Annotated in this window: 13 protein-coding genes; 3 read left to right on the forward strand and 10 right to left on the reverse strand. The window is 60.2% G+C overall.

Annotated elements, in window-relative coordinates; translation table 11 throughout:
• Positions 1-25 precede the first annotated feature (25 nt).
• Both IDH44_RS12060 and galU read right to left on the reverse strand, forming a co-directional pair.
• A complete protein-coding gene (locus tag IDH44_RS12060) occupies positions 26-1,360 on the reverse strand; it encodes a UDP-glucose dehydrogenase family protein (RefSeq protein ID WP_190917961.1) in 1,335 nt (444 codons plus the stop codon).
• Positions 1,357-2,283, reverse strand: a complete 927-nt coding sequence (gene galU / locus IDH44_RS12065; RefSeq protein WP_190917963.1) for a UTP--glucose-1-phosphate uridylyltransferase GalU — start codon at positions 2,281-2,283, stop codon at positions 1,357-1,359. The genes IDH44_RS12060 and galU overlap by 4 nt, the downstream gene beginning before the upstream one ends.
• Before the next feature lie 241 nt (positions 2,284-2,524).
• On the opposite strand from galU, the gene IDH44_RS12070 reads away from it, so the two are divergent.
• On the forward strand, positions 2,525-5,011 hold the full coding sequence (locus tag IDH44_RS12070) for an O-antigen ligase family protein (protein WP_190917964.1): 2,487 nt from the start codon (positions 2,525-2,527) through the stop codon (positions 5,009-5,011).
• 133 nt (positions 5,012-5,144) lie between these two features.
• On the forward strand, positions 5,145-6,743 hold the full coding sequence (locus IDH44_RS12075; RefSeq protein WP_190917966.1) for an S-layer homology domain-containing protein: 1,599 nt from the start codon (positions 5,145-5,147) through the stop codon (positions 6,741-6,743).
• A 166-nt stretch (positions 6,744-6,909) separates the two neighbouring features.
• Here the strand turns inward: IDH44_RS12075 and IDH44_RS12080 are convergent, their stop codons facing one another.
• A complete protein-coding gene (locus IDH44_RS12080) occupies positions 6,910-8,571 on the reverse strand; it encodes a glutamine--tRNA ligase/YqeY domain fusion protein (RefSeq protein WP_190917968.1) in 1,662 nt (553 codons plus the stop codon).
• Positions 8,572-8,856: 285 nt separating this feature from the next.
• Here IDH44_RS12080 and IDH44_RS12085 point away from each other — a divergent pair, with 285 nt between their 5' ends.
• A complete protein-coding gene (locus IDH44_RS12085; RefSeq protein ID WP_190917969.1) occupies positions 8,857-9,252 on the forward strand; it encodes a helix-turn-helix domain-containing protein in 396 nt (131 codons plus the stop codon).
• A 142-nt stretch (positions 9,253-9,394) separates the two neighbouring features.
• On the opposite strand, the gene IDH44_RS12090 is transcribed toward IDH44_RS12085, so the two are convergent.
• From IDH44_RS12090 to IDH44_RS12120, 7 genes are all read right to left on the reverse strand, one after another.
• A complete protein-coding gene (locus tag IDH44_RS12090; RefSeq protein ID WP_190917971.1) occupies positions 9,395-10,558 on the reverse strand; it encodes a hypothetical protein in 1,164 nt (387 codons plus the stop codon).
• Between the two features lie 99 nt (positions 10,559-10,657).
• Positions 10,658-13,177 carry an S-layer homology domain-containing protein gene (locus IDH44_RS27170; RefSeq protein ID WP_190917972.1) on the reverse strand — a complete coding sequence of 840 codons (2,520 nt, stop codon included), beginning with the start codon at positions 13,175-13,177 and terminating at the stop codon, positions 10,658-10,660.
• A 232-nt stretch (positions 13,178-13,409) separates the two neighbouring features.
• Positions 13,410-14,741: a UDP-glucose dehydrogenase family protein gene (locus IDH44_RS12100; protein ID WP_190917973.1), complete on the reverse strand. Its 1,332-nt coding sequence runs from the start codon at positions 14,739-14,741 to the stop codon at positions 13,410-13,412.
• Positions 14,742-14,852: 111 nt separating this feature from the next.
• Entirely contained in the window at positions 14,853-16,229 is a 1,377-nt protein-coding gene (locus tag IDH44_RS12105; RefSeq protein WP_190917975.1) for a sugar phosphate nucleotidyltransferase, read from the reverse strand.
• The gene (locus tag IDH44_RS12110; RefSeq protein ID WP_190917976.1) at positions 16,226-17,593 is read right to left on the reverse strand and encodes a glycosyltransferase family protein; all 1,368 of its coding nucleotides are present in this window, start codon (positions 17,591-17,593) and stop codon (positions 16,226-16,228) included. The genes IDH44_RS12105 and IDH44_RS12110 overlap by 4 nt, the downstream gene beginning before the upstream one ends.
• A complete protein-coding gene (locus IDH44_RS12115) occupies positions 17,590-18,597 on the reverse strand; it encodes an NAD-dependent epimerase (protein ID WP_190917978.1) in 1,008 nt (335 codons plus the stop codon). Before IDH44_RS12115 ends, IDH44_RS12110 begins: the two co-directional genes overlap by 4 nt.
• Before the next feature lie 38 nt (positions 18,598-18,635).
• Positions 18,636-19,983 (reverse strand): oligosaccharide flippase family protein (locus IDH44_RS12120; RefSeq protein WP_190917979.1); only part of this gene is annotated, 1,348 nt, incomplete at its 5' end.

Consider the following 19,983-nt stretch of genomic DNA (forward strand, 5'->3'; position numbering starts at 1 on the left):
TGGCAATCTATTCCTTTCACACCAATTAGAATACTCCCTCTAGTTTTTCTAATTCCTTGCCTACCCCGGCATACGAATAACCCAATTGGCGCAAATTTTGCTCCGTATACAGATTCCTCGCATCAACCACTGCCGCTCTATTCATAATCGTTTTTATTTTATTCCAATCAATTGCTTTGTAGTGCTCCCAATCCGTTAATATCACCGCACAATCACTGCCTTTAAGCGTCTCTTCAGCAGATTCGAAAAAGTCCATACTTTGCGCTAGCGGCGCATACATCGCTTTAAAATTCGCAGAGGCCATTGGATCCGTAGCTCTGATCGTCACATCTTCTTTTTTCAGCAAAGCTGCCAATTTGGCGGACGGACTTTCCCTGACATCGTCTGTATTTGCTTTAAACGCCAATCCCAAGAAGGCAATGGTTTTTCCTTTTAGGGGGCCTACCAGGGACTCAATTTTCTTCTGAATTCTGGCCGGACGTTCTTCGTTTACGGAAATGACCTGCTCGAGCAGGCCAAAGTTAAGCCCCCGAGCTTGACCGACATGCAAGAATGCACTCAAATCCTTAGGGAAGCACGAGCCCCCAAAGCCAATTCCTGCCTTTAAAAATTCCGGTCCGATCCGCTTATCGTATCCCATGCCTTCGGCCACTTGAGATACATCCGCTGCCACTTCCTCACACAAGTCGGATACCATATTGATGAATGAAATTTTCGTCGCCAAAAAGGAGTTTGCCGCGTATTTGATGACTTCTGCAGTATTCGAATCCGTTATAATTTTTGGACAAGCAAAAGGCTCGTAAAGCTTCTCCAATAGCCGTTTCCCTTCAATCGAAGAGACACCCAGAATAATGCGGTCCGGTTCCATGAAGTCGTTTACTGCAACGCCTTCGCGTAAAAATTCGGGGTTAGATGCAATTTCAATGACCTGTCTCCCTGTCGCGTGGGACGACACGATTTCTTTTAACCAATCGGCTGTACCTACCGGCACTGTACTTTTCACAACAATGAGCTTATATTGACCTTCATTGGATTGTGCTACAATTTCTTTTACTGCCGCCTCAATTTGGGAAAGATCGGCGCTCCCATCTTCTTTAGGAGGCGTGCCTACACAGAGAAAAATCGCTTCGCAATCATTAATCATATCTGTCAAGTGATTTGTAAAGTTTAATCTACCAGCTTGAATATTATTTTGAAGCAGTTCAGTAAGTCCAGCTTCGTATATTGTGCATTCCCCGTTATTTAGCTTTTCAACTTTCTCTGCATTTACTTCCACTACCTTTAGATTGTGTCCCACTTCTGCCAGACACACAGCTGTTACAAGCCCTACATAACCTGCGCCCACAACACCTATATTCATACTTCTCGTCCTCCAGTCCCTATGCTATGACTATGACTATGACGCTCTATTCGCTCTCTATTTAATAGGGTCTCCATATAATGCAATAATTCTTTCCTTAAATCTTCTCGAGCGAGTCCAAACTCAATGGTGGTTTTCAAAAAACCTAGTTTCTCACCCACATCATAACGTTCTCCTGCAAATTGAAAGGCGAGTACTTCTTCCATTTTGGCCAACGCTGCGATCGCATCTGTTAGCTGAATTTCTCCTCCCGCTCCCTCTGGCATATTTTCCAACAAATCAAATATAAGAGGAGACAGAACGTAGCGGCCCATGATTGCAACGTTGGATGGCGCTTGTTCAAGTGGTGGTTTTTCTATGAGATGGCGTATTTTAAACAATTGATCATTTATAGCTTCGCCATCGACTATACCATATCGGGAAATTTCATGATCGGGCACTCTTTTGACGCCAATAATCGAACTGCCCGTTTTTTCATACATTTCCGTCAACTGCCGGGTACATGGCTCCCCCAAAGTATCGACAATATCATCGCCTAACAATACGGCAAATGGCTCATTGCCGATAAATTTTCTACCGCACCAGATTGCATGTCCGAGACCACGAGGTTCTTTTTGCCTGATATAGTGTATATCGGCCATTTGCGATGGTCTCTGGACCTCATCCAAAAGAGAGAGCTTCCCTTTGGACATCAAATTGTGCTCAAGCTCAAAGCTGCTGTCAAAGTGATCTTCAATCGCTCGTTTTCCCTTTCCCGTGACAATGATAATATCCTCGATTCCTGATGCGACCGCCTCTTCAATAATGTACTGAATCGTTGGCTTATCCACTATTGGGAGCATTTCCTTAGGCATAGCCTTAGTAGCTGGCAAGAAGCGCGTCCCCAGTCCAGCCGCTGGAATAATTGCTTTCTTGACTTTCATCGCTTTTGGCCCCCTGCTTGTATCGATTTAAATCGACAAAATTTTATGTAAACGGGTTGAAATTGACGATTATTGTCTTGCAAAATATAGTAGCAGACTTCGGAATGCAATTCCACCCTATCCCATTCGCTGCAAATATATGGATTGTGTTATCCGTAAATCATGCATTATAGATTTACTGTCTTCATTTTGCTAAAATGGTATCCATCCCAATCTAGTGACGCGTAAAAAGGAGTTCTAAATGAAAACAAAAACCAAGTCAAATTACAGTTCGAATAGGGGAAGGCCGGTTGCGAAATCAGTCGATTTTTCTTTGTTACATTGGATATTAATCCTCTCAGCATCCCTATACCTATTCATCTTCCCTTTCCAAACCGGCCTATTTAACAGCTTAATCTACGATTTTGAATTGCCCATTTACGAAGCGATGCTATTTGTCTTCATCATGCTTATTGTCTTCGCAGCTTACTTGTTCAAGCAATGGCAGTTGGAGACCTCCCGCGGCCTGTTGGCGCTTGGTTCACTCCTTTTGCCTTTCGTCTATTGGCTCTCTTCCTTTCAGGCCGTGGCCAGTCATAATGCCAAGCTCATGACACTAATTTACTGCCTGCTGGCAGGCTTCTTCATGCTTGGCTTGTACATTGCGTCTACCTTCACCACTCGTCAGGTCTTGAAGTACGCCCTGCTGCTTTCCAGCTACTGCGTCGTCCTTTTCGGCGTGCTGAATTTGCTCGGCCAGCGCTACTTCCCGGACGCACTCTGGTTCTCCAGCGGCGACTACCGGCTGACCTCCGTCTTTCAGTATTCTAACACCTATGCCGGATATCTGGTAGCCCTCGTACTGGCGGCCCTGTATTGCGCGACGCATGCGAGGCGCTGGTATAGCGCGGCCTTTCACGGCGCAATGCTGGTCCCCATCTGGCTTTCGCTCATGCTGACCTACTCGCGCGGCGCCCTCGTGCTGCTGCCGATTTTGATTCTGCTGGTGCTGCCATTCATGCGCCTGCACAAGCAAGTTCAATTTATTTTGGCGATGGCGATTTCAGGCGTTTCAATGCTCATCATCTTGGGTAAGATTACTCAGAATTACATAAGTATCGCCGAACGCGTCCAACCACGGGCGAACGGCGGCGTAGCGAATACGATCCCGTTTTGGGAGTCGCCGGCCCTGGAGAGCTGGATCTGGCTGGTCGCAGCATCCTTATTGACGGCTTTGGTTGTCTACGGGTTGCACCGTTCCAGCGGCTGGGTTCACGACAAGCTTGCGAAAATTGCCGAAAAACGTTTTTCTGTGTTCGCTGTCCCGGTGCTTTTGGCTGTACTTGGCATTGTCTTTGTTTTTGTGTTGCTGTCGGGTTTCGCCAACACATTCCTGCCGGAAGCGATCGCCAATCGCTTGGAAAACATCAACTTTCAGCAGCACAGTGTGCTTGAGCGCGCCACCTTTTACGTGGACGCTATGAAAGTCGTAGCCGATTATCCCTTGCTTGGCGCAGGCGGGGGCGGCTGGACCGCTTTGTATGAGCAGTATCAGAACAACCCGTACATCAGCCGACAGGCGCACAGCTATCTGGTGCAATCGTTGGTCGAGGTTGGGTGGATCGGCTTTGTTGTCTTGATTGGCCTGATTGGCTTTGTCTATTACTGGTACATTCGCCATTACTTCAAAGACCGCGAGGACGAGAAGGACCACCTGGTATTTTTTATTTTCTCTGCCGCAATTCTTGTGCACAGCCTGATTGACTTTGATATGAGTTATGTCTATGTTTCTTCGGTCGTCTTTCTATCATTGGGCGTGCTTGGAGGCATTTATCCTAAGGAAATCAAGATTCCGAAACTATCCTGGAATCAATTACGTATCATACGCTATATCTATCCATCGGTGTTGGCCGTACTCGCGATCATCCTGGCCGTCGTCGCCTACCGTGAGTATAACGCACAGCGCTATTTCAAGCATGCGGTCTACCTGGCCACAAGCGAGCAGCGACCGCTCAACGAGCTGCTGGCGCCGCTTGATGAAGCGCTGGCCTTATCGCCGGATCATCCGGCGTATAATCTGCTCAAGGCCGACTGGTATCGCCAGGCGTACTTGCAGACGCAGGATACGACGTATGTCGAGGAAAACAAAAAAAGATTGACCGAGCTGAAACATTCCGAACCGTACGAACGTCAATTAATTTTAGCGCAGTACCGCAACTTTAAAGTGCTGGGCGAGTATAACCTTGCATTGGAAGTATTGGAAGAAGGCATACGAAAATTTCAATGGGATATCAATTTCTACGAGGCAGCCATTATGGAGTATGCTTTGACAGGCCAGAACCTTCAGGACTCTGACGAGGCACAGACGAAATTGTATTGGGACCGCGCCATGGCGTTGCTTGATGAGATCGGGGACAAGCAGCAGCAGCTTGAAGAACTGCCGGAAGAACAGCTTCAAGGCCGCGAGTTCGCGCCCACGCCATATATTCGCTTGGCGATTGGCCAGATCCAGTTCGAGCAAGCAAATTATGCGGCCACTGTGGAAATGATCCAACCCATTCAGGAATGGTTGATGCAATTCGATGCTCAACAGCTGCAACAGGATGCATTCTTGCGCACAGGAATCCGCTCGTACGCCCTCGCGCTGGAGGCGATTGGGCAGCCCGATAAAGCCTTGAAGGATTACTTGACGCAGGCTGTACCCGAAGAGCAAGGACGATTATTGGAACAATTAGAACAATTTAATTAATTGAAAACCTTGCTTTTGCCTGGAAGTGTGTTTATACTTTTTCAGGAAATCTAATTTCCTCCTTTTTCAGAGAGAATTACTAGACCTAATAGATATTTCAAAATATGCCGCGAAAGGAGGTGAAAAATAAATTATGAAGAACGTACTTATGAAAAAAACCGCAGCACTTATCGTTTCGCTGATGATCGTTTCCGCACTGCTGCCAATCGCAGCATTTGCAAATGGCTTCGGCTCAGTTACTTCCCTCAACGGAAAAGTAACCGGTACTGTGTACGTCGAGGACAGCACATATCAGCTCCTGGACGACCAACAGACAATTGCCATTCAGGTGTACAGCAATGCTGGCGCATATCTGGGTGCAGTTGACGCAGCCTACGGCTACTCGAGTGCTGCTGGTACGGTATATTACGACTTCACGATCGAACGCTCGCAGTTCGCTGCCAACGAGAACATCGTGTTGCAGTACTACTACCCCGTATCCAGCACAGTAGTCGCGAACGTCTACAGTGACAGCATCTACCGTTCCCTGAGCAACTCCGGTGGCGGCGGGATCTTCTTCCCTCCGACCAACAGTGGAGACAGCATTAATGCTTGGTCCGACGGCCGTGTCGATGCGACTGCACTCGCTACTGCTCTGGCAGATGGCGAAGCTACGGTCAACATCACCGGCAATGTAGCTCTGCTGCCTGCATCTGCTCTGACTGCAGACGGTACGGTAACGATCGTTAACGCTGACGGTGCAACGTACAAGCTTCCACTGTCCGTGCTGGATCTGAGCGCTCTGGCCGATGCTCTTGGCATCGACATTGACGACCTCGTGATCCGCGTGGAGATCAACGTACTGGAAGGTGAGACTGCAGCTGCAGTCGAAGCCGCCGCTACGGCGATCGGAGGCACTCAAGTGGCTGGCGCTTACGACTACAAAGTCGTAGCCGTGGGCGACGACGAGGAAATTGAGATCAACAACTTCGGCAGCACGTATGTCGAGCGTTCGCTCCCTCTCAATAAAGTTGCAACGTCCGATCAGGTGACCGGCGTCCTGTATAATCCGGCTACGGGTGAATTTAGCTTTGTTCCTGCTACTTTCGCTACCAATGACGGCATCACGACGGCTACCCTGAAGCGTAACGGCAACAGCGTCTACACGGTGCTCGAGCTGGATCCGAAGGTCTTCACCGACCTCGTGAGCCACTGGGCGCAAGAAGACGTTGAAACTCTGGCTTCGAAGCTTGTGGTCGAAGGTGTGAACGACACGTTGTTCCAACCGGGCCGCAACATCACTCGTGCCGAGTTTGCTGCAATGATCGTTCGCTCGCTGTCGCTTGACACGACTGCCACGACGGCGGAATTCTCCGACGTCCCCGCTGGCCAATGGTTCGCCGGTGCAGTAGCTGCTGCTGCTGACGCTGGTATCGTCCAAGGCTATCCGGATGGCACGTTCAACCCGCAAGCGAACATCACCCGTAAAGAGCTGGCTGCCATGGTCGTTCGTGCCCTGGCATACGCTGGTGAGGAAGTCACGCTGACGGATGCGCAAGTATCCTCCGCGCTTGCTCCTTACACGGATGTTGCCGCTCTTGGCTGGGCAGAAGAAGAGGTTGCCGCTGCAATTCAGTCGGGCATCGTTCTTGGTCAATCCGCTACTCGCGTAGCCGGTGAAGCCAATGCGACGCGCGCTGAAGCTGCAACAATGGTAACGCGCTTCCTGACGGGCGTTAATTTCATTAACTAACCCGGCCTATCAAGGTGAAACAGGCTTCGCCGTCTTCGGACGGCGGAGCCTGTTTTTGCATGCTCATCGTTATTGACCCGTCCGTCCTCTCCGCTACAAAAAAGGACCCCCCGGGGGGTCCTTTTGACGGATGCTTCGGGTGGTAACCGCCCTCTTGAGCACGACGTTACTTCGTCGGATCGTAAGAGCTCTTGAGCGAGACGATCCGGTTGAAGACCGGATGCTCCGGCCGTGTCAGCTTGGGATCGGCATTGAAGTAGCCGTGGCGGAACAGCTGGAACTTGGTGCCGCCCTCGACGCCCTGCATGTTCGCCTCGACGAAGCCCTCCAGCACCTCCAGCGACTGCGGATTCAGGCAGTCCATGTACGTCTTGTCCTCGCTGAGCGCCTCGTCATTGACGAGCGGCTCGTACAGCCGGAATTGCGCCGGCAGCGCTTGCGACGCCTCGACCCAGTGCAGCGTGCCCTTGACCTTGCGGCCGGTGAAGCCGCTGCCGCTCTTGGTCTCCGGATCGTAGGTGCAGCGCAGCTCGACGATCTCGCCGCTGGCATCCTTGACGACCTCCTGGCAGACGATGAAGTAGGCATGCTTGAGCCGCACTTCGTTGCCCGGATAGAGCCGGAAATACTTCTTATTCGGCGGATCCTCCATGAAGTCGTCGCGCTCGATGTAGATCTCGCGTCCGAACGGAATGCGGCGCGTGCCCATGGCCTCGTTCTCCGCGTTGTTCTCGGCCTCGAGCCACTCGATCTCCCCTTCGGGGTAATTCGTGATGACGACCTTGAGCGGGCGTACGACCGCCATCGTCCGCGCCGCGCTCAGCTTCAGGTCCTCGCGAATGAAATGCTCCAGCATGCGCTCGTCGACCTTGCTGTAGGCGCGCGCCACCCCGATCTCGCGGCTGAAGCTGCGGATCGCCTCGGGCGTGTAGCCCTTGCGCCGGAAGCCCGAAATTGTCGGCATGCGCGGATCGTCCCACCCGTCGACGACGCCCTCCTCGACGAGCTGGCGCAGCAGCCGCTTGCTCATGACCGTATTGGTCAGGTTGAGCCGGGCGAACTCGTACTGATGCGGCTCCGCCTCCATCTCGCACTCCCGTACGATCCAATCGTAGAGGGGCCGATGATCCTCGAATTCGAGCGTACAGATCGAGTGCGTCACGCCTTCGATCGCATCGCCGAGCGGATGCGCGTAATCGTACATCGGATAGATGCACCAGGCGTCGCCGGTACGGTGATGCTTCGTATGCGCGATCCGGTAGAGCACCGGGTCCCGCAGATTGATATTGGGCGCGGCCATGTCGATCTTGGCCCGCAGCACTTTCTCGCCGTCGGCGTACCGGCCCTCGCGCATCTCCCGCAGCAGCTGCTCGTTCTCCGCCGCGCTGCGCTCGCGGTACGGACTGTTCGTGCCCGGCTCGGTCAGCGTGCCCCGTGTCTCGCGGATCTGTTCGGCGTCCAGGTCGCAGACGTAGGCCTTGCCCTTGCGCACCAGTAGCAGCGCCCGCTCGTACATCTCCTCGAAGTAATCCGAGGCGAAGCACAGCCGGTCCCACTCAAAGCCAAGCCACTCCACATCGTGCTTGATCGCCTCGACGTATTCGGTGTCTTCCTTGAGCGGATTCGTATCGTCGAAGCGCAGATTCGTGCGTCCGCCGAATTCGTCCGCGAGCTCGAAGTTCAGGCAGATAGACTTGGCGTGCCCGATATGCAGATACCCGTTCGGCTCGGGCGGGAAGCGTGTGACGACCTCCTTGACCTTGCCCTGCTTCAGATCGTCGGCGACAATGCTTTTGATGAAGTTGGATGACGACGTTTTGATTTCCATTCCCATGCCCCTCAACCTTTCCTGCGCGATTCTGGTAGATTCCAGAGCAGTCGCAGAATTTTGTTTTCCTATTATCATACACAATTTTCATGCAGATTATAAGAGAGCCTTTGGAATAAGGGCCGTGTCGATTTTCGTGCAAGATGCACGCCGGCGTGCTATAATTAGGAAAGATTAATCTTGTTCTTCTTTTTTTCATCTGGTTGCCAGTCCTAGCCTGGGCTGCTACCTGACCGCGACCGTGCCTCGCGCCCTATGTCACAATCACCCCAGGGGGAGCTATAGATGTTTGCCAAACGCCTCAAACAATTGCGCAAAAAACGGAAATACTCGATGCAAGAGGTCGCCGATCAGGTCGGCGTCGCCAAAAGCACCTACGCCGGCTACGAATCCGGCTATCGCCAGCCTACGCTCGAGACGACCCAGGCCATCGCCCGCAAGCTGCACACGTCGGCGGACTATCTGCTCGGGCTGACCGACCATATCGACCCGCAGGAGCCGAGCAGCAATGCCCGCGAACTGCTCAATCACGAACAGCTCCACTGGGACGGCGTCCCTCTCGAGCGCGAGGATCTCGAGCTCGTGCGCCTCTTGCTCGAACGCGTCGTGCGCGATCGCGTCCAGCAGGAGCCCGTGATCGCACCGGCGCCAGCCGCAGACAGCCCCCGGGCCAAGCCGTAGCCAAGGCGCCAACGGGGGCTTCTTTAATAAATAGAAAGCATATAATTTCGCCTATACTTTTCTATTATTTCTCGGCACGCAACTTGTGTCGCCGCCAAAAGACTTCGACAGCCGCCGCTTCGCCTTGGCTGGACGCATGCGCCTAGAGCAGCCCTTGCAGCTTTGCGATGGCGGCGCTGCGAATTTCCGCCTTGGCCGCGGCATACTCGCGCTTCCACGATTCGCCTTTCTCGAAGCTGAGCTGCTGCGCTTCGAACGCTTGGCGCGCCTCGCTCAGCAACGCATTGAACTTGGTGTCGCATTCCCCTTCCGCTTCGCTTACCTTGTCCAGCAGCCCGCCGCCGATCGCTTCGATGGACTGTCCTTCCGCTGCGTTTTCCAACTCGCTCGCAGCTTCCGCTATCAACGTCTGAGATTGCTGCGTACAGCTGCTTTTGAGCTGCTGCAGCTTATTTTCGTAGGTTGCGGCCAGCTTCCGGCGCTGCTCGTCCTGCTCATCCCGACCGCCCTCACTGGACTGGCCGCCGCCCGTTGCGCCGGAGTCGCCCGGTGCAGCGTCCGCTCCCCCTCCCGGAGCAGCAGTCGCTTCCCGCTCCGGCTGTGCCGCCGCGTCAGCCGCCTCTGATGACGATGCCGTCTCGGACGCCATCTGCCCGCTGCCGCTTCGCCCGTCGGCCGCGCCCGATGACGTGCTCGGTCGGTCCGCGTCCGGTGCCGCGCCAGTCCCCGCCGCATCCGGATCGTCTCCGTCCGGCGCGCCGCTCTGCGCTTCGTCCCGATGCGCCGCCACGATCCGCGCGCGCTCGGCCTCGTCCATGACGCCGACGGCCTCGATCGGATAGTCCGGATCGGCGATGACGAGATACTTGCCGTAGCGGCTCGTGATGGCCCGCAGCGTCTCCAGCTCCTCGTCCGACAGCTTCGCCAGCAGCAGCTCCCGGATCGCTTGCTTCTCGGCGGTCGTCAGCGTCTCGGTCGACTGGCCCATCAACTGCCGCATCTCGCCCATCGTCAGCTCGGACTGCATCAGGATGGCGGCCACGTCGAGCGCGTCGCGCCAGCCGATCGGCTCGTCCGTCAGCGTGCCCGCTTGCTCCACCGCCTCTTCGAGCAGGGGCGGGATCGCGCCGTCGTCCGCCGCCGCATCGGTCTGCTCCGCGAGCAGCTGCCGCTGCCGGATCTCGTCCAGATCGGCGCTGCGCAGCTGCCAATAGAGCACGAGCGCCGCCGTCGTCGCCAGCACGAGCGCGACCGCCAGCGTGATCAGCACGATTGTTCGGATTCGTCTTGGTCTTGCTCTTCTCATCTCCTCATCCCTTCCTTCCGTGCCCCAGGGCGAATGAAAAAGCCGGGGCCGAACCGGAAACGACAGTCTCCGCATTCGGCCCCGGCAAGGAACTTCCGCTTATTGAATCAATGCATAGATGATAACCGCTGCGTCAGCCCGGCTCGCATGCTCCGCCGGACGAAAACGCTCGCCCTGGCCGTCGATCAGTCCGCTGCTGGCGGCCAGAGCGACGCCGTCCTTGAGCGACGGATGCACCTCGGCCCCGTCCCGAACCCCGGCCAGCACCGCATCCGGATCGCCCACCTCCGTCACCGCCTCGCGCTGCTGCAAGCCGCGCGCCACCATCGTCGCCATCTCCGCATGCGTGATCGGCGAGGCCGGGTCGAAGCGCGCCGCGCTGCGGCCGTGGATCAGGCCGTGCTTGGCCGCGGCGCCGATATACGGCGCCGACCAATGCCCCTGCCCGACGTCGCCGAAGGTCGCGCCCCCGCGATCCGGGGCGAGGCCGAGCGCCAGCACGAGCATCTTGGCGAATTCGGCCCGGGTCACATCCCCCTCCGGCGCGAACACGCCGTCGCGCCGACCCTCGATAATGCCCTGCGCCGCCACATAGTCGATTGCCGTGCCGGCCCATTCCTGTACAGCGGCCAGATCGTCAAAGCGCGCCTGCAGCTCGAGCGCGACATACGTCGCCAGTGCCTGCGGCTGCTCGATCAGCTTGCCGTCGCGGGCGCTGCCGCCCATGAGCGACAGTCGGTCGCCGTCAATCCGGCCGAGCACGACCCGCTCCGCGCGGGAGCCGCTCACGCCCTGCAGCGGCAGCTCCAGCTCGAGCGGCGTCTCCAGCTCCTCTACCGGCTCGCCGTCCGCGGTCAGCTCGAGCGCGTATACGGACGAGCGCAGCGGCGAGTGCGTCGCTGCCCGGGCGACCGCCTCGTCCACGCGGCGGATCGTCAGGGCGAGATCGCCCTCCAGTCCGTCGAGCGACAGCTTGACGAGCAGGCCGTCCAGCGCGAAGCCCAGCTGCGGCACGTCGGCGCTCGCCAGCTCCTCCACCAGCGATGCCGGCACCTCGAAGGTCAGCGTCTCCGCCGCGACATCTTCCGCCTGGAGCGTAATCGCCGGCTCGGGCAGCTCGCCCAGCAGCTCGCGAATCACCGCATCCGGCAGATCGGCGAAGCGCGCGCGCACCGCGGACTCGCCTTCCCGAAGCTGCTCGGCCGCATCCAGCACCGCGTCCGCATCGACTGCCGCCGTCGCCTCCGCTCCGGAGGTCGAGATCCACGGCGTCGCGTCCAGCCGGCCGATACCGCCCCAGATGCCGCGGATCAGCTCCAGCGCCTCGCGAATCAGCGCGGCGCGCTCGCTCGGCGTGGCGTCGGCCAGCTCCGCCGCGATCGCATTGAGCCGAGCGAGCACCTGCTGCAGCTCGCCCGGATCGACCGGCGGCACGATGACGCCTCCGCCTCCGCCGTTATTGCCGCCCCCGTTGTTCCCTCCGTTGTTCCCGCCATTGCCGCCATTATTGCCGCCACCGCCATTATTGCCGCCTCCGTTGTTGCCGCCGCCCGCTTCGTTCGTCAGCGTGACTTCCTCGGAGAAGATGACCTTGTCGTACATCCGCTCGCGGGCCTCGATGACCGCCGTCGCGGACTCAACCGAAGCCGGGATCGTCACGACGCCGTTACCCGAGACGGACACATCGCTGCTGCCGCTCACCTTGGACCAGCGCAGCATCAGATTCGGCACCTCGAGACCGTGCACGCGCAGCGTGTGCGTCAGCTTGCGGCCGTCATTCGTCACCTCGGCCTCGGCCTCGGTCTCCGAGCGCACATAGGCGATCATCATGGAATTGAAGGCCGGGCCGATCAGCTCCGGCGACAGCGCTTCGCGGAAATTACGGATGAAGGCCACTACATCGTCGCCGGTGATGCCGAGCTCGTCGACGATGCTGCTGACCTCGTAGCTGTCCTTGTCGGCGAGCACATCGCGGATCGCATCGCCGATCAGCTTGTTCTGCGCCTCGACGTCGGACATCAGCTTCAGCAGCTCGGCCGGATTGGCCTCCTCGACGAGCCGCACGACTTCATCGATGATCGCCCCCTGCACGCCGCCCGGTCCGCCGGGCCCGTTGCCGAAGGCGAACAGCATGATATCGTCGACCGTCAGATCGTCCACGCCGCCTGCCGTCGCGACCTGCTGCAGCGCCGCATGATAGCCCGGGTCGGTGCGCAGCGCCTCCAGATTGGCCGCCGTCGCGTCGTACTGCAGGCTGCCGACATCGACCATGAAGTGGAACAGCGTCTCCTTGACGGAAGGGTCGACTTGCCCCTCCAGCTTCGTCCAGATCGGATCGACCAGCTCGCCGTGCTCCGCAAAGGTCAGCATCCGAATCTCGTCGCGCAGATCGCGCACCTGCTGGACGTCGACCGGATCGCCGGCGCTGAGCGCGGCGTGCACCTTTTGCATCCGCGCCAGGAAGGCCGCGCTGAGGAACGGCTCGTCGGCGGCATAGGCCGCGGCTTGCAGGCCCAGCTTGTCCGCCAGACCTTGCGTACTGAGCGGCAGACCGGCGAAGGTCGTGGCCGACAGCGACATCGCCAGCGTGGCGGATACGACAGTTTTTCTCCATTTCACGTAGAAATCACCTCTTCAATAAATTTAAAAAATCAGAAGTGCGATAAAAAAGTGCCAGAGTGTCCGAAATTGCGTTGGAGAAGCGAAGCGCCCGATCTTTTGCTCCTCGATTTCTTCCTCTGAATGAGTCTTATTCAAGAAATAGAGGAGGTACAATGTTTCGAAGAAACATCGCTTCGGGAGCATACGGAAGCGCATTTCGGACACGGCGGCATACTTTTTCAACGCACGATTAGATCAGCTCGTGCAGCGCGATATCCTCGTTGTTCATCGCCGGGCGTCCGACCGGATAATAGGCAAAGTGAGCGCCGGCCAGCTGCTCCGCGCTGTAGGCATTGCGCCCGTCGATCAGGATCGGCCGCGCCATCGCCCGCTCCACCTCGCGCAGATCCTGGCGCAGGTACTGGCTCCACTCGGTCAGCAGACATAGCGCGTCCGCGCCTCGCACCGCGTCCAGCGGCTGCTCGCACCAGACGATGCGCGGATCGGCGGCGATCCGGCGAAAATTCGGCATCGCGATCGGATCGTGCACCACCGGCGTCGCGCCAAGCTCGAGCAGCCGCTCGATGATCTCGATCGCCGGGGCGTCGCGCACGTCGTCGGTCTCCGGCTTGAACGCCAGGCCCCAGATTGCGACCCGCCGCCCCTGCAGATGCCCGAGCGCGCGCAGCAGCTTGTCGATCACGCCGAAGCGCTGCATGTGGTTGACCTCGACGACCGACTTGAGCAGCTTGAAGTCGTAGGCCACATTGCCCGCGATCTGGATGAGCGCCTTCGTGTCCTTGGGGAAGCAGGAGCCGCCGTAGCCGATGCCCGCCCGCAGGAACGCCGCCCCGATCCGCCGGTCCAGCCCCATGCCGCCGGCCACCTCGGTGACGTCGGCGCCGACCTTCTCGCAGATGTTGGCGATCTCGTTGATGAACGAGATCTTGGTCGCCAGGAAGGCATTAGACGCGTACTTGATCATCTCGGCGCTGCGGATGTCCGTGACGATCAACTGGTCGGTCAGCGGACGATGCAGCTCCTGCAGCGTATGGGCGGCGCGGCTGCTGTCCGCGCCGATCACGATGCGGTCGGGGTGCAGCGTGTCCTGGACCGCCGAGCCCTCCCGCAAGAATTCCGGCACCGACGCCATCTCGAACGGCTGCCGCGTACGCGCGGCGATCAGCCCCCGCACCGCCTCGTTGGTGCCGACGGGCACGGTGCTCTTGATGACGATCAATTGATAATGCCCGAGCGCCTCGCCGATCTCGGCCGCCACCGACTCGATGTAGCGCATATCGGCCTCGCCGCTCGGCAACGGCGGGGTGCCGACGGCGATGATGACCAGCTCGGAGAGGCGCATCGCCTCGTGCAGGTCGGACGTGTAGCTGAGCCGGCCGCGCCGCACGTTGGCATCGGCCAGCTCCTTCAGGCCCGGCTCGTAGATCGGAATCTCGCCGCGCTCCAGCTGCATGATCTTGTGCGCGTCCTTGTCCACGCAGACGACACGGTTGCCCAGCTCGGCGTAGCATACGCCCGACACCAGGCCGACATAGCCGGTGCCCACCACTGTAATGTTCATCGCGCTCTCACTCCTCATCGTATAAGTAGGGTCGCACAGCCAGTCGCCAGTGCCACCGCAAACAGACCCGTTGCCGTGCGCCATAGCCCCGGATCGACTGAATCAGGTCAATCAGGTGGCACAATACCCGACGATCTCCGGCCACGCGGTATCCAGCCGCACGATATCCGACTCGCCCAGCTCGCTGCCGCGCATCACCTCGATCAGCTCCATCGCCGTCAGCGCCTGCAGCGCGTGCCGGCAGCCGGCGGGGATCTGCACCGTCTCGCCCGCCCGCAGCGGCCGCAGCTCGTCCTGCAGCACGAGCCGGCCCTCGCCGCTCAGCACCGTCCATACCTCGCTGCGGTGCAGATGGTAGTGATAGCTGAAGTTGCGACCGGGCTCGAGGCTGACCCGCTTGGTCATGACCTGACTGCCATCCCGCTCCGCGAGCCGGTCCAGCACCTGATAGCGCCCCCAGCGCCGCTCCTCGTACATCGGCCGCTCCTGCAGATGCGCCATCACCTCCTTGATCCGCGGACTCGCCTGCTTGTCCGTGACGAGAATGCCGTCCGGTCCGGCGGCTACGACCGCGTCGGTCAGGCCGAGGACGGTGATCGGGATGCCGAGCGCGTTGATCACATGCGTATTGGCCGCATCCGCGGTGACGATGCCGCTGCCCATCGTCTGCGTGCCCATCTCCTCGGTCAGCGTATTCCAGGTGCCAAGGTCCTTCCAGGCGCCGTCGTACGGCAGCACCGCGACGTCCGCGGCGCGCTCGACGACCTCGTAGTCGAAGCTGCTCTTGCCCAGCGACGCATAGCGACGCACCATCTCGTCGTAGTGCAGCGGCAGCCGGCGCGCCATCAGCAGGTTGATCAGATAGCCGAGCTTGAAGGCAAAGACACCGCAATTCCACAGCGCGCCCTCCGCGATCAGCGCCCGCGCCTCGGCCTCGCGCGGTTTCTCGGTGAAGCGCCGCACCTTGCGGTAGGACGGCGCGTCAGAGCTGGACGCCGCCGCGTCGGTGACGATGTAGCCGTACTTCTCCGACGGGTGCGTCGGCGCCACGCCCATCAGCGCCAGCTCAGCGCCGGACGCCTCCAGCACCTCGCCGAGCCGCTGCACTTGCGCGAAGAAGTCGCTCTCGACATACGGATCGACCGGCAGGATCGTGATCGTCTCCTCCAGCGAGACCCCGGCGATCGAATACAGATAGACCGCTGCCAGCGCAATCGCGGGGAAGGTGTCGCGGCGCTCCGGCTCGATGATGAGCGGCACATCCGCCCCGGCGTGGCTCCGGATCAGCTCGACCTGGGAGCGGCCTGCGGCGATATGCGCCGCTTGCTGCAGCCCGTGCTCCCCGAGCTGGCGCCACACGCGCTCCACCATCGATTCCCTGGCCCCGCCCGGGCCGTCCAAGATGCGCAGGAATTGCTTGGACCGGGCATCGTTGGACAGCGGCCACAGCCGCTTGCCCGAGCCTCCGGACAATAGCACCAGCTTCATGACTCCACGCTCCTCTGCTGCGGACCGGCCGCGGTGCGCGCAGCGCGCTCGCGCCGCCGCGCCGCGGCGCGGCGCATATAATGAGTGGTCAGCTTGACGTAGATGCGTACGAACTCGGCGCCGCCCCGCAGCACGCCCAGTACAGTGAGTCGCCCCGCGCCTGTCGGCGGCGCCAGCGCGCGCACCGCGCCGTCTATCGCCGCAGCGGCGTGCCGGATGTCGTACATGCGTGCGATGTAGGCGCTGCTCTCCTCCAGCGGCGCGGGATCGACCGCGCCGGCCGCCGCCTCCCGGATGCGGCGCTCCAGCAGCACGAGCGCGTCCGGCTGCTGCAGCGCGCGCCCGGAGAAGTTGGTCGCCTGCAGCCGCGGCAGCGTCTGCGGCGTGCATTGCCACATCTGCTCGGCCTCGTTCACGACGAAGGCGATGCGGCCGTGATAGACCGGCTCGATAATGCTTCGCCCCTTGCCGAACACGATATGCGCATCGTCGATGTGGGCCTTGACATCGCGGCGGAAGCCGGCCACGCGCACGACCTCGCCGCCGGCAGCGGCATTGATCGCGGCGGCGCGAGCCCGCACCTCCGCGATATAGTCGCCGTCGCCGAGCAGCGTGAGCCGGATCGGCGGCAGCGCGGCGGGTCCGGATGCCGAGACCGCAGCCCCCGTGCCGCCGAGCGCCGGGCGGCCGTCCGTCGCGCCGGACGCGCCCGCGCTCTGGTGTGCGCCGACCAGCGCCGCCACGCAGTCCAGCACGTAGTGCACCGAGCGCATCTTCTCCCCGTCGAGCCGGGAGATCAGCAACAGCCGCACCGGCTCGCCGTGCAGCGGCCGCGCGTAGTGCGCCGCCGGCATATGCGCCGGCGCCTGCGGCTCGAAGACGAGCCGGTTCGTGATCAGCCGGATGCGGGATTCGTCGTAGCCCGCATCCGTGAGCGCGCGCTTGTTCTCCTCGCTGAACACGACGAGCGGCGTATCGCCCATGATCGCAGCGAAGCTGCCGGGGATCTCGCCGCCCGGCACGATCGTCAGCACCGGGATGCCGAGCATGCGCGAGACGATGCGATGCAGCATGCCGTTGCAGACGGCGATCGCGACGATCAGATCGACCCGCTCGCGGCGCAGCACCCGCACATAGCGGATCAGGCCGGTCAGATTGCGCCACGGGTGATTGTTCTCGAAGTACGGCACGTCGTAGGTGCGGATGCCCTCGGCCGCGTAGGTCTCCTGCACACCCGCATATTGACCGGCGGCGACGAGCTCGACCTCCCCCTCTCCGTACATGCGGCGCATCAGCTTGCCGTACTCGAGCGCCGAGATGGCCGCGCCCCCCTGGAAGCGCCGATTGCGCAGCATGATCTTCATGGCGCCACCGATATCGGCTGATGATAGCCTGTGTACCAGTCGATGAAGCGACCCAGCCCCTCCTCGATCGAGGTGCTCGGCCGGAACCCGACATCGCGGATCAACTCGTCTACGTCCGCATACGTCTCCGGCACATCGCCCGGCTGCATCGGCTGGTAGTCGCGGATCGCCGGGATGTCCAGACGCTGCTCGATCACCTCGATGAAGCGGCCGAGCTCGACCGGCTTGTTGTTGCCGATGTTGTACACCTTGTACGGCGCGGCGCTGCCGGTCAGCGGCGACGTATTGGGCGCGGGACGGTGCTCCAGCAGCCGCGCGATGCCCTCGACGATATCGTCGATGTAGGTGAAGTCGCGCTTCATCTGGCCGTGGTTGAACACCTTGATCGGCCGGCGCTGGGCGATCGCCTGCGTGAACAGGTAGTACGCCATGTCCGGACGCCCCCACGGGCCATATACCGTGAAGAAGCGCAGCCCCGTCACCGGCAGGCCGTACAGATGGCTATAGGTGTGGGCCATCAGCTCGTTGGACTTCTTGGTCGCGGCATAGAGGCTGACCGGATGATCGACATTGTGCCCCGTCGAGAACGGCATCTGCGTATTCGCCCCGTACACCGAGCTCGAGGAGGCGTAGATCAGATGCTCGACGCCATGATGGCGGCACGCCTCCAGCACGTTGAGGAAGCCGACCACATTGGCGTCGATGTACGCCCGCGGATTGTCCAGGCTGTAGCGCACGCCCGCCTGGGCCGCCAGATTGACGACGACGCGGATGTCCCGCTCCCGCATCAGCGCCTGCAGACGGTCGCCGTCCTCCAGCGCGAAGCGGTGGAAGTCGAACCCTTCGTAAGCGGTCAGCCGCTGCAGCCGCTGCAGCTTGAGCGCCGGGTCGTAGTACGTGTTCAGATTGTCCACGCCGACGACCTCATGGCCATCCTCCAGCAGTCGCCGCGACAGATGATAGCCGATGAAGCCTGCAGCTCCCGTCACCAGAATCGTTGTCATTGGAGATGTCCCCCTTCGCTTGCGCCGCGCGCAACCTGTCACTTCCTGCGCAGGTCGCCGGGCCGTAATATGAGCACGTCGGTCAGCCGCAGTCCCGTCTCCCGCAGATACAGGTACAGGAACAGCAAGCCGCCGACGGTGTAGCTGATCGTAGAGGTCAGCGCCGTGCCTTCGATCCCGTACTGCGGGATGAAGATCAGATTGAGCACGACATTCAGGACGAGCGGCAGGATATAAGCGCCCAGCGCAAACAGCGGCTTGCCCCGTCCGGCCAGGTCGGCATTGAGAATCTTGAAGAACGTCATCACCACGATGCCCGGCAGCAGCAGCCGGATCACCTGGGCCGAGCCGTCGAAGTCGGCGCCGTACAGCAGATCGACGGCCAGCGGCGCGAATACGCCGAGTCCGAGGCAGACCGCGATCAGCACCGGCAGCATGACGCGCAGCAGCTTGGCCGCGCGCCGCGTCGCCTCGCCCTCGCTCTTGCTGCCCGCGCTCTTGGCGAACAGCACCATCCCCGCCGCCGCCGGCAGCTGCCAGATCAGCTCGGCCAGCGTCGTGCCGACCGTGTACAGGCCGACCTCGCGCACGCTCGCCATTCGCTCCAGCATGAGCACGTCGATTCGGTAATTGAGCTGCAGGACGAACAGCGTCGCCGCATAGGTGAGGCCCTTCTTGAGAAAGGCGGTCGGCAGCCCCTTGACATACCCGATGCGCACGCCCCCGGCGATCTGCCGCACCATCCGCAGCGCCTGCACCGCCACGAGCAGCCCCATCAGCAGCTGCACGAGCGCCGCGCCGAGCACGCCGAGCTTCAGCAGCCCGAGCAGTACGAGCACCGCCGCCACATTGACGCCGACGTTCAGCATCTCCAGATTGTTGACCTTGCCGACGCGGTCCCGCCCCTGCAGGATGCCCTTGGCATAATTGACGAGCAGCGTGAACGGCATCGTGGCGAGCGCGATCGCCAGCAGCGGCAGCTCGTACTTGCCGACGTAGAAGACCGCATAGTACGCCGCGATCGCCGCCGTCGCCCCGGCCGAGGTGACCAGCCACATGAAGGCCGACGTCTTGACGATGTCTTCGTAGGCATACACCTGGCGACCCGTGAAGTAGGCCGTCGCCTGGCGCACGCCCAGATCCGCGACGTAGAGCAGCAGCGTCGGGATCAGGAAGACGGCGGCGATGACGCCGCGCCCCTCCGCGCCGAGCAGGCGCGCCAGCAGCACCGAGACGGCGAAGCCGCCGAGCAGCATGACGCCGCGGGCGAACACGCTGTAGAGCAGATCGCGGGCCGTGCGCGAGCGCACCCGGGCGCCGGTCGGCAGCGCGCCCGCCTCACGCATGGCGCTCCTGCGCGGCGCGGCCGCCGCCGACGATGCGGGC

The sequence above is a fragment of the Paenibacillus sabuli genome (assembly GCF_014705605.1).
Lineage (GTDB): Bacteria > Bacillota > Bacilli > Paenibacillales > Paenibacillaceae > Paenibacillus_D > Paenibacillus_D sabuli.

What these genes read in the sequence shown, in the direction of transcription:
- IDH44_RS12060 (WP_190917961.1), bottom strand. Translation starts at nt 1,360, where the DNA reads ATGAATATAGGTGTTGTGGGCGCAGGTTATGTAGGGCTTGTAACAGCT.
- galU (WP_190917963.1), bottom strand. Translation starts at nt 2,283, where the DNA reads ATGAAAGTCAAGAAAGCAATTATTCCAGCGGCTGGACTGGGGACGCGC.
- IDH44_RS12070 (WP_190917964.1), top strand. Translation starts at nt 2,525, where the DNA reads ATGAAAACAAAAACCAAGTCAAATTACAGTTCGAATAGGGGAAGGCCG.
- IDH44_RS12075 (WP_190917966.1), top strand. Translation starts at nt 5,145, where the DNA reads ATGAAGAACGTACTTATGAAAAAAACCGCAGCACTTATCGTTTCGCTG.
- IDH44_RS12080 (WP_190917968.1), bottom strand. Translation starts at nt 8,571, where the DNA reads ATGGAAATCAAAACGTCGTCATCCAACTTCATCAAAAGCATTGTCGCC.
- IDH44_RS12085 (WP_190917969.1), top strand. Translation starts at nt 8,857, where the DNA reads ATGTTTGCCAAACGCCTCAAACAATTGCGCAAAAAACGGAAATACTCG.
- IDH44_RS12090 (WP_190917971.1), bottom strand. Translation starts at nt 10,558, where the DNA reads ATGAGAAGAGCAAGACCAAGACGAATCCGAACAATCGTGCTGATCACG.
- IDH44_RS12100 (WP_190917973.1), bottom strand. Translation starts at nt 14,741, where the DNA reads ATGAACATTACAGTGGTGGGCACCGGCTATGTCGGCCTGGTGTCGGGC.
- IDH44_RS12105 (WP_190917975.1), bottom strand. Translation starts at nt 16,229, where the DNA reads ATGAAGCTGGTGCTATTGTCCGGAGGCTCGGGCAAGCGGCTGTGGCCG.
- IDH44_RS12110 (WP_190917976.1), bottom strand. Translation starts at nt 17,593, where the DNA reads ATGAAGATCATGCTGCGCAATCGGCGCTTCCAGGGGGGCGCGGCCATC.
- IDH44_RS12115 (WP_190917978.1), bottom strand. Translation starts at nt 18,597, where the DNA reads ATGACAACGATTCTGGTGACGGGAGCTGCAGGCTTCATCGGCTATCAT.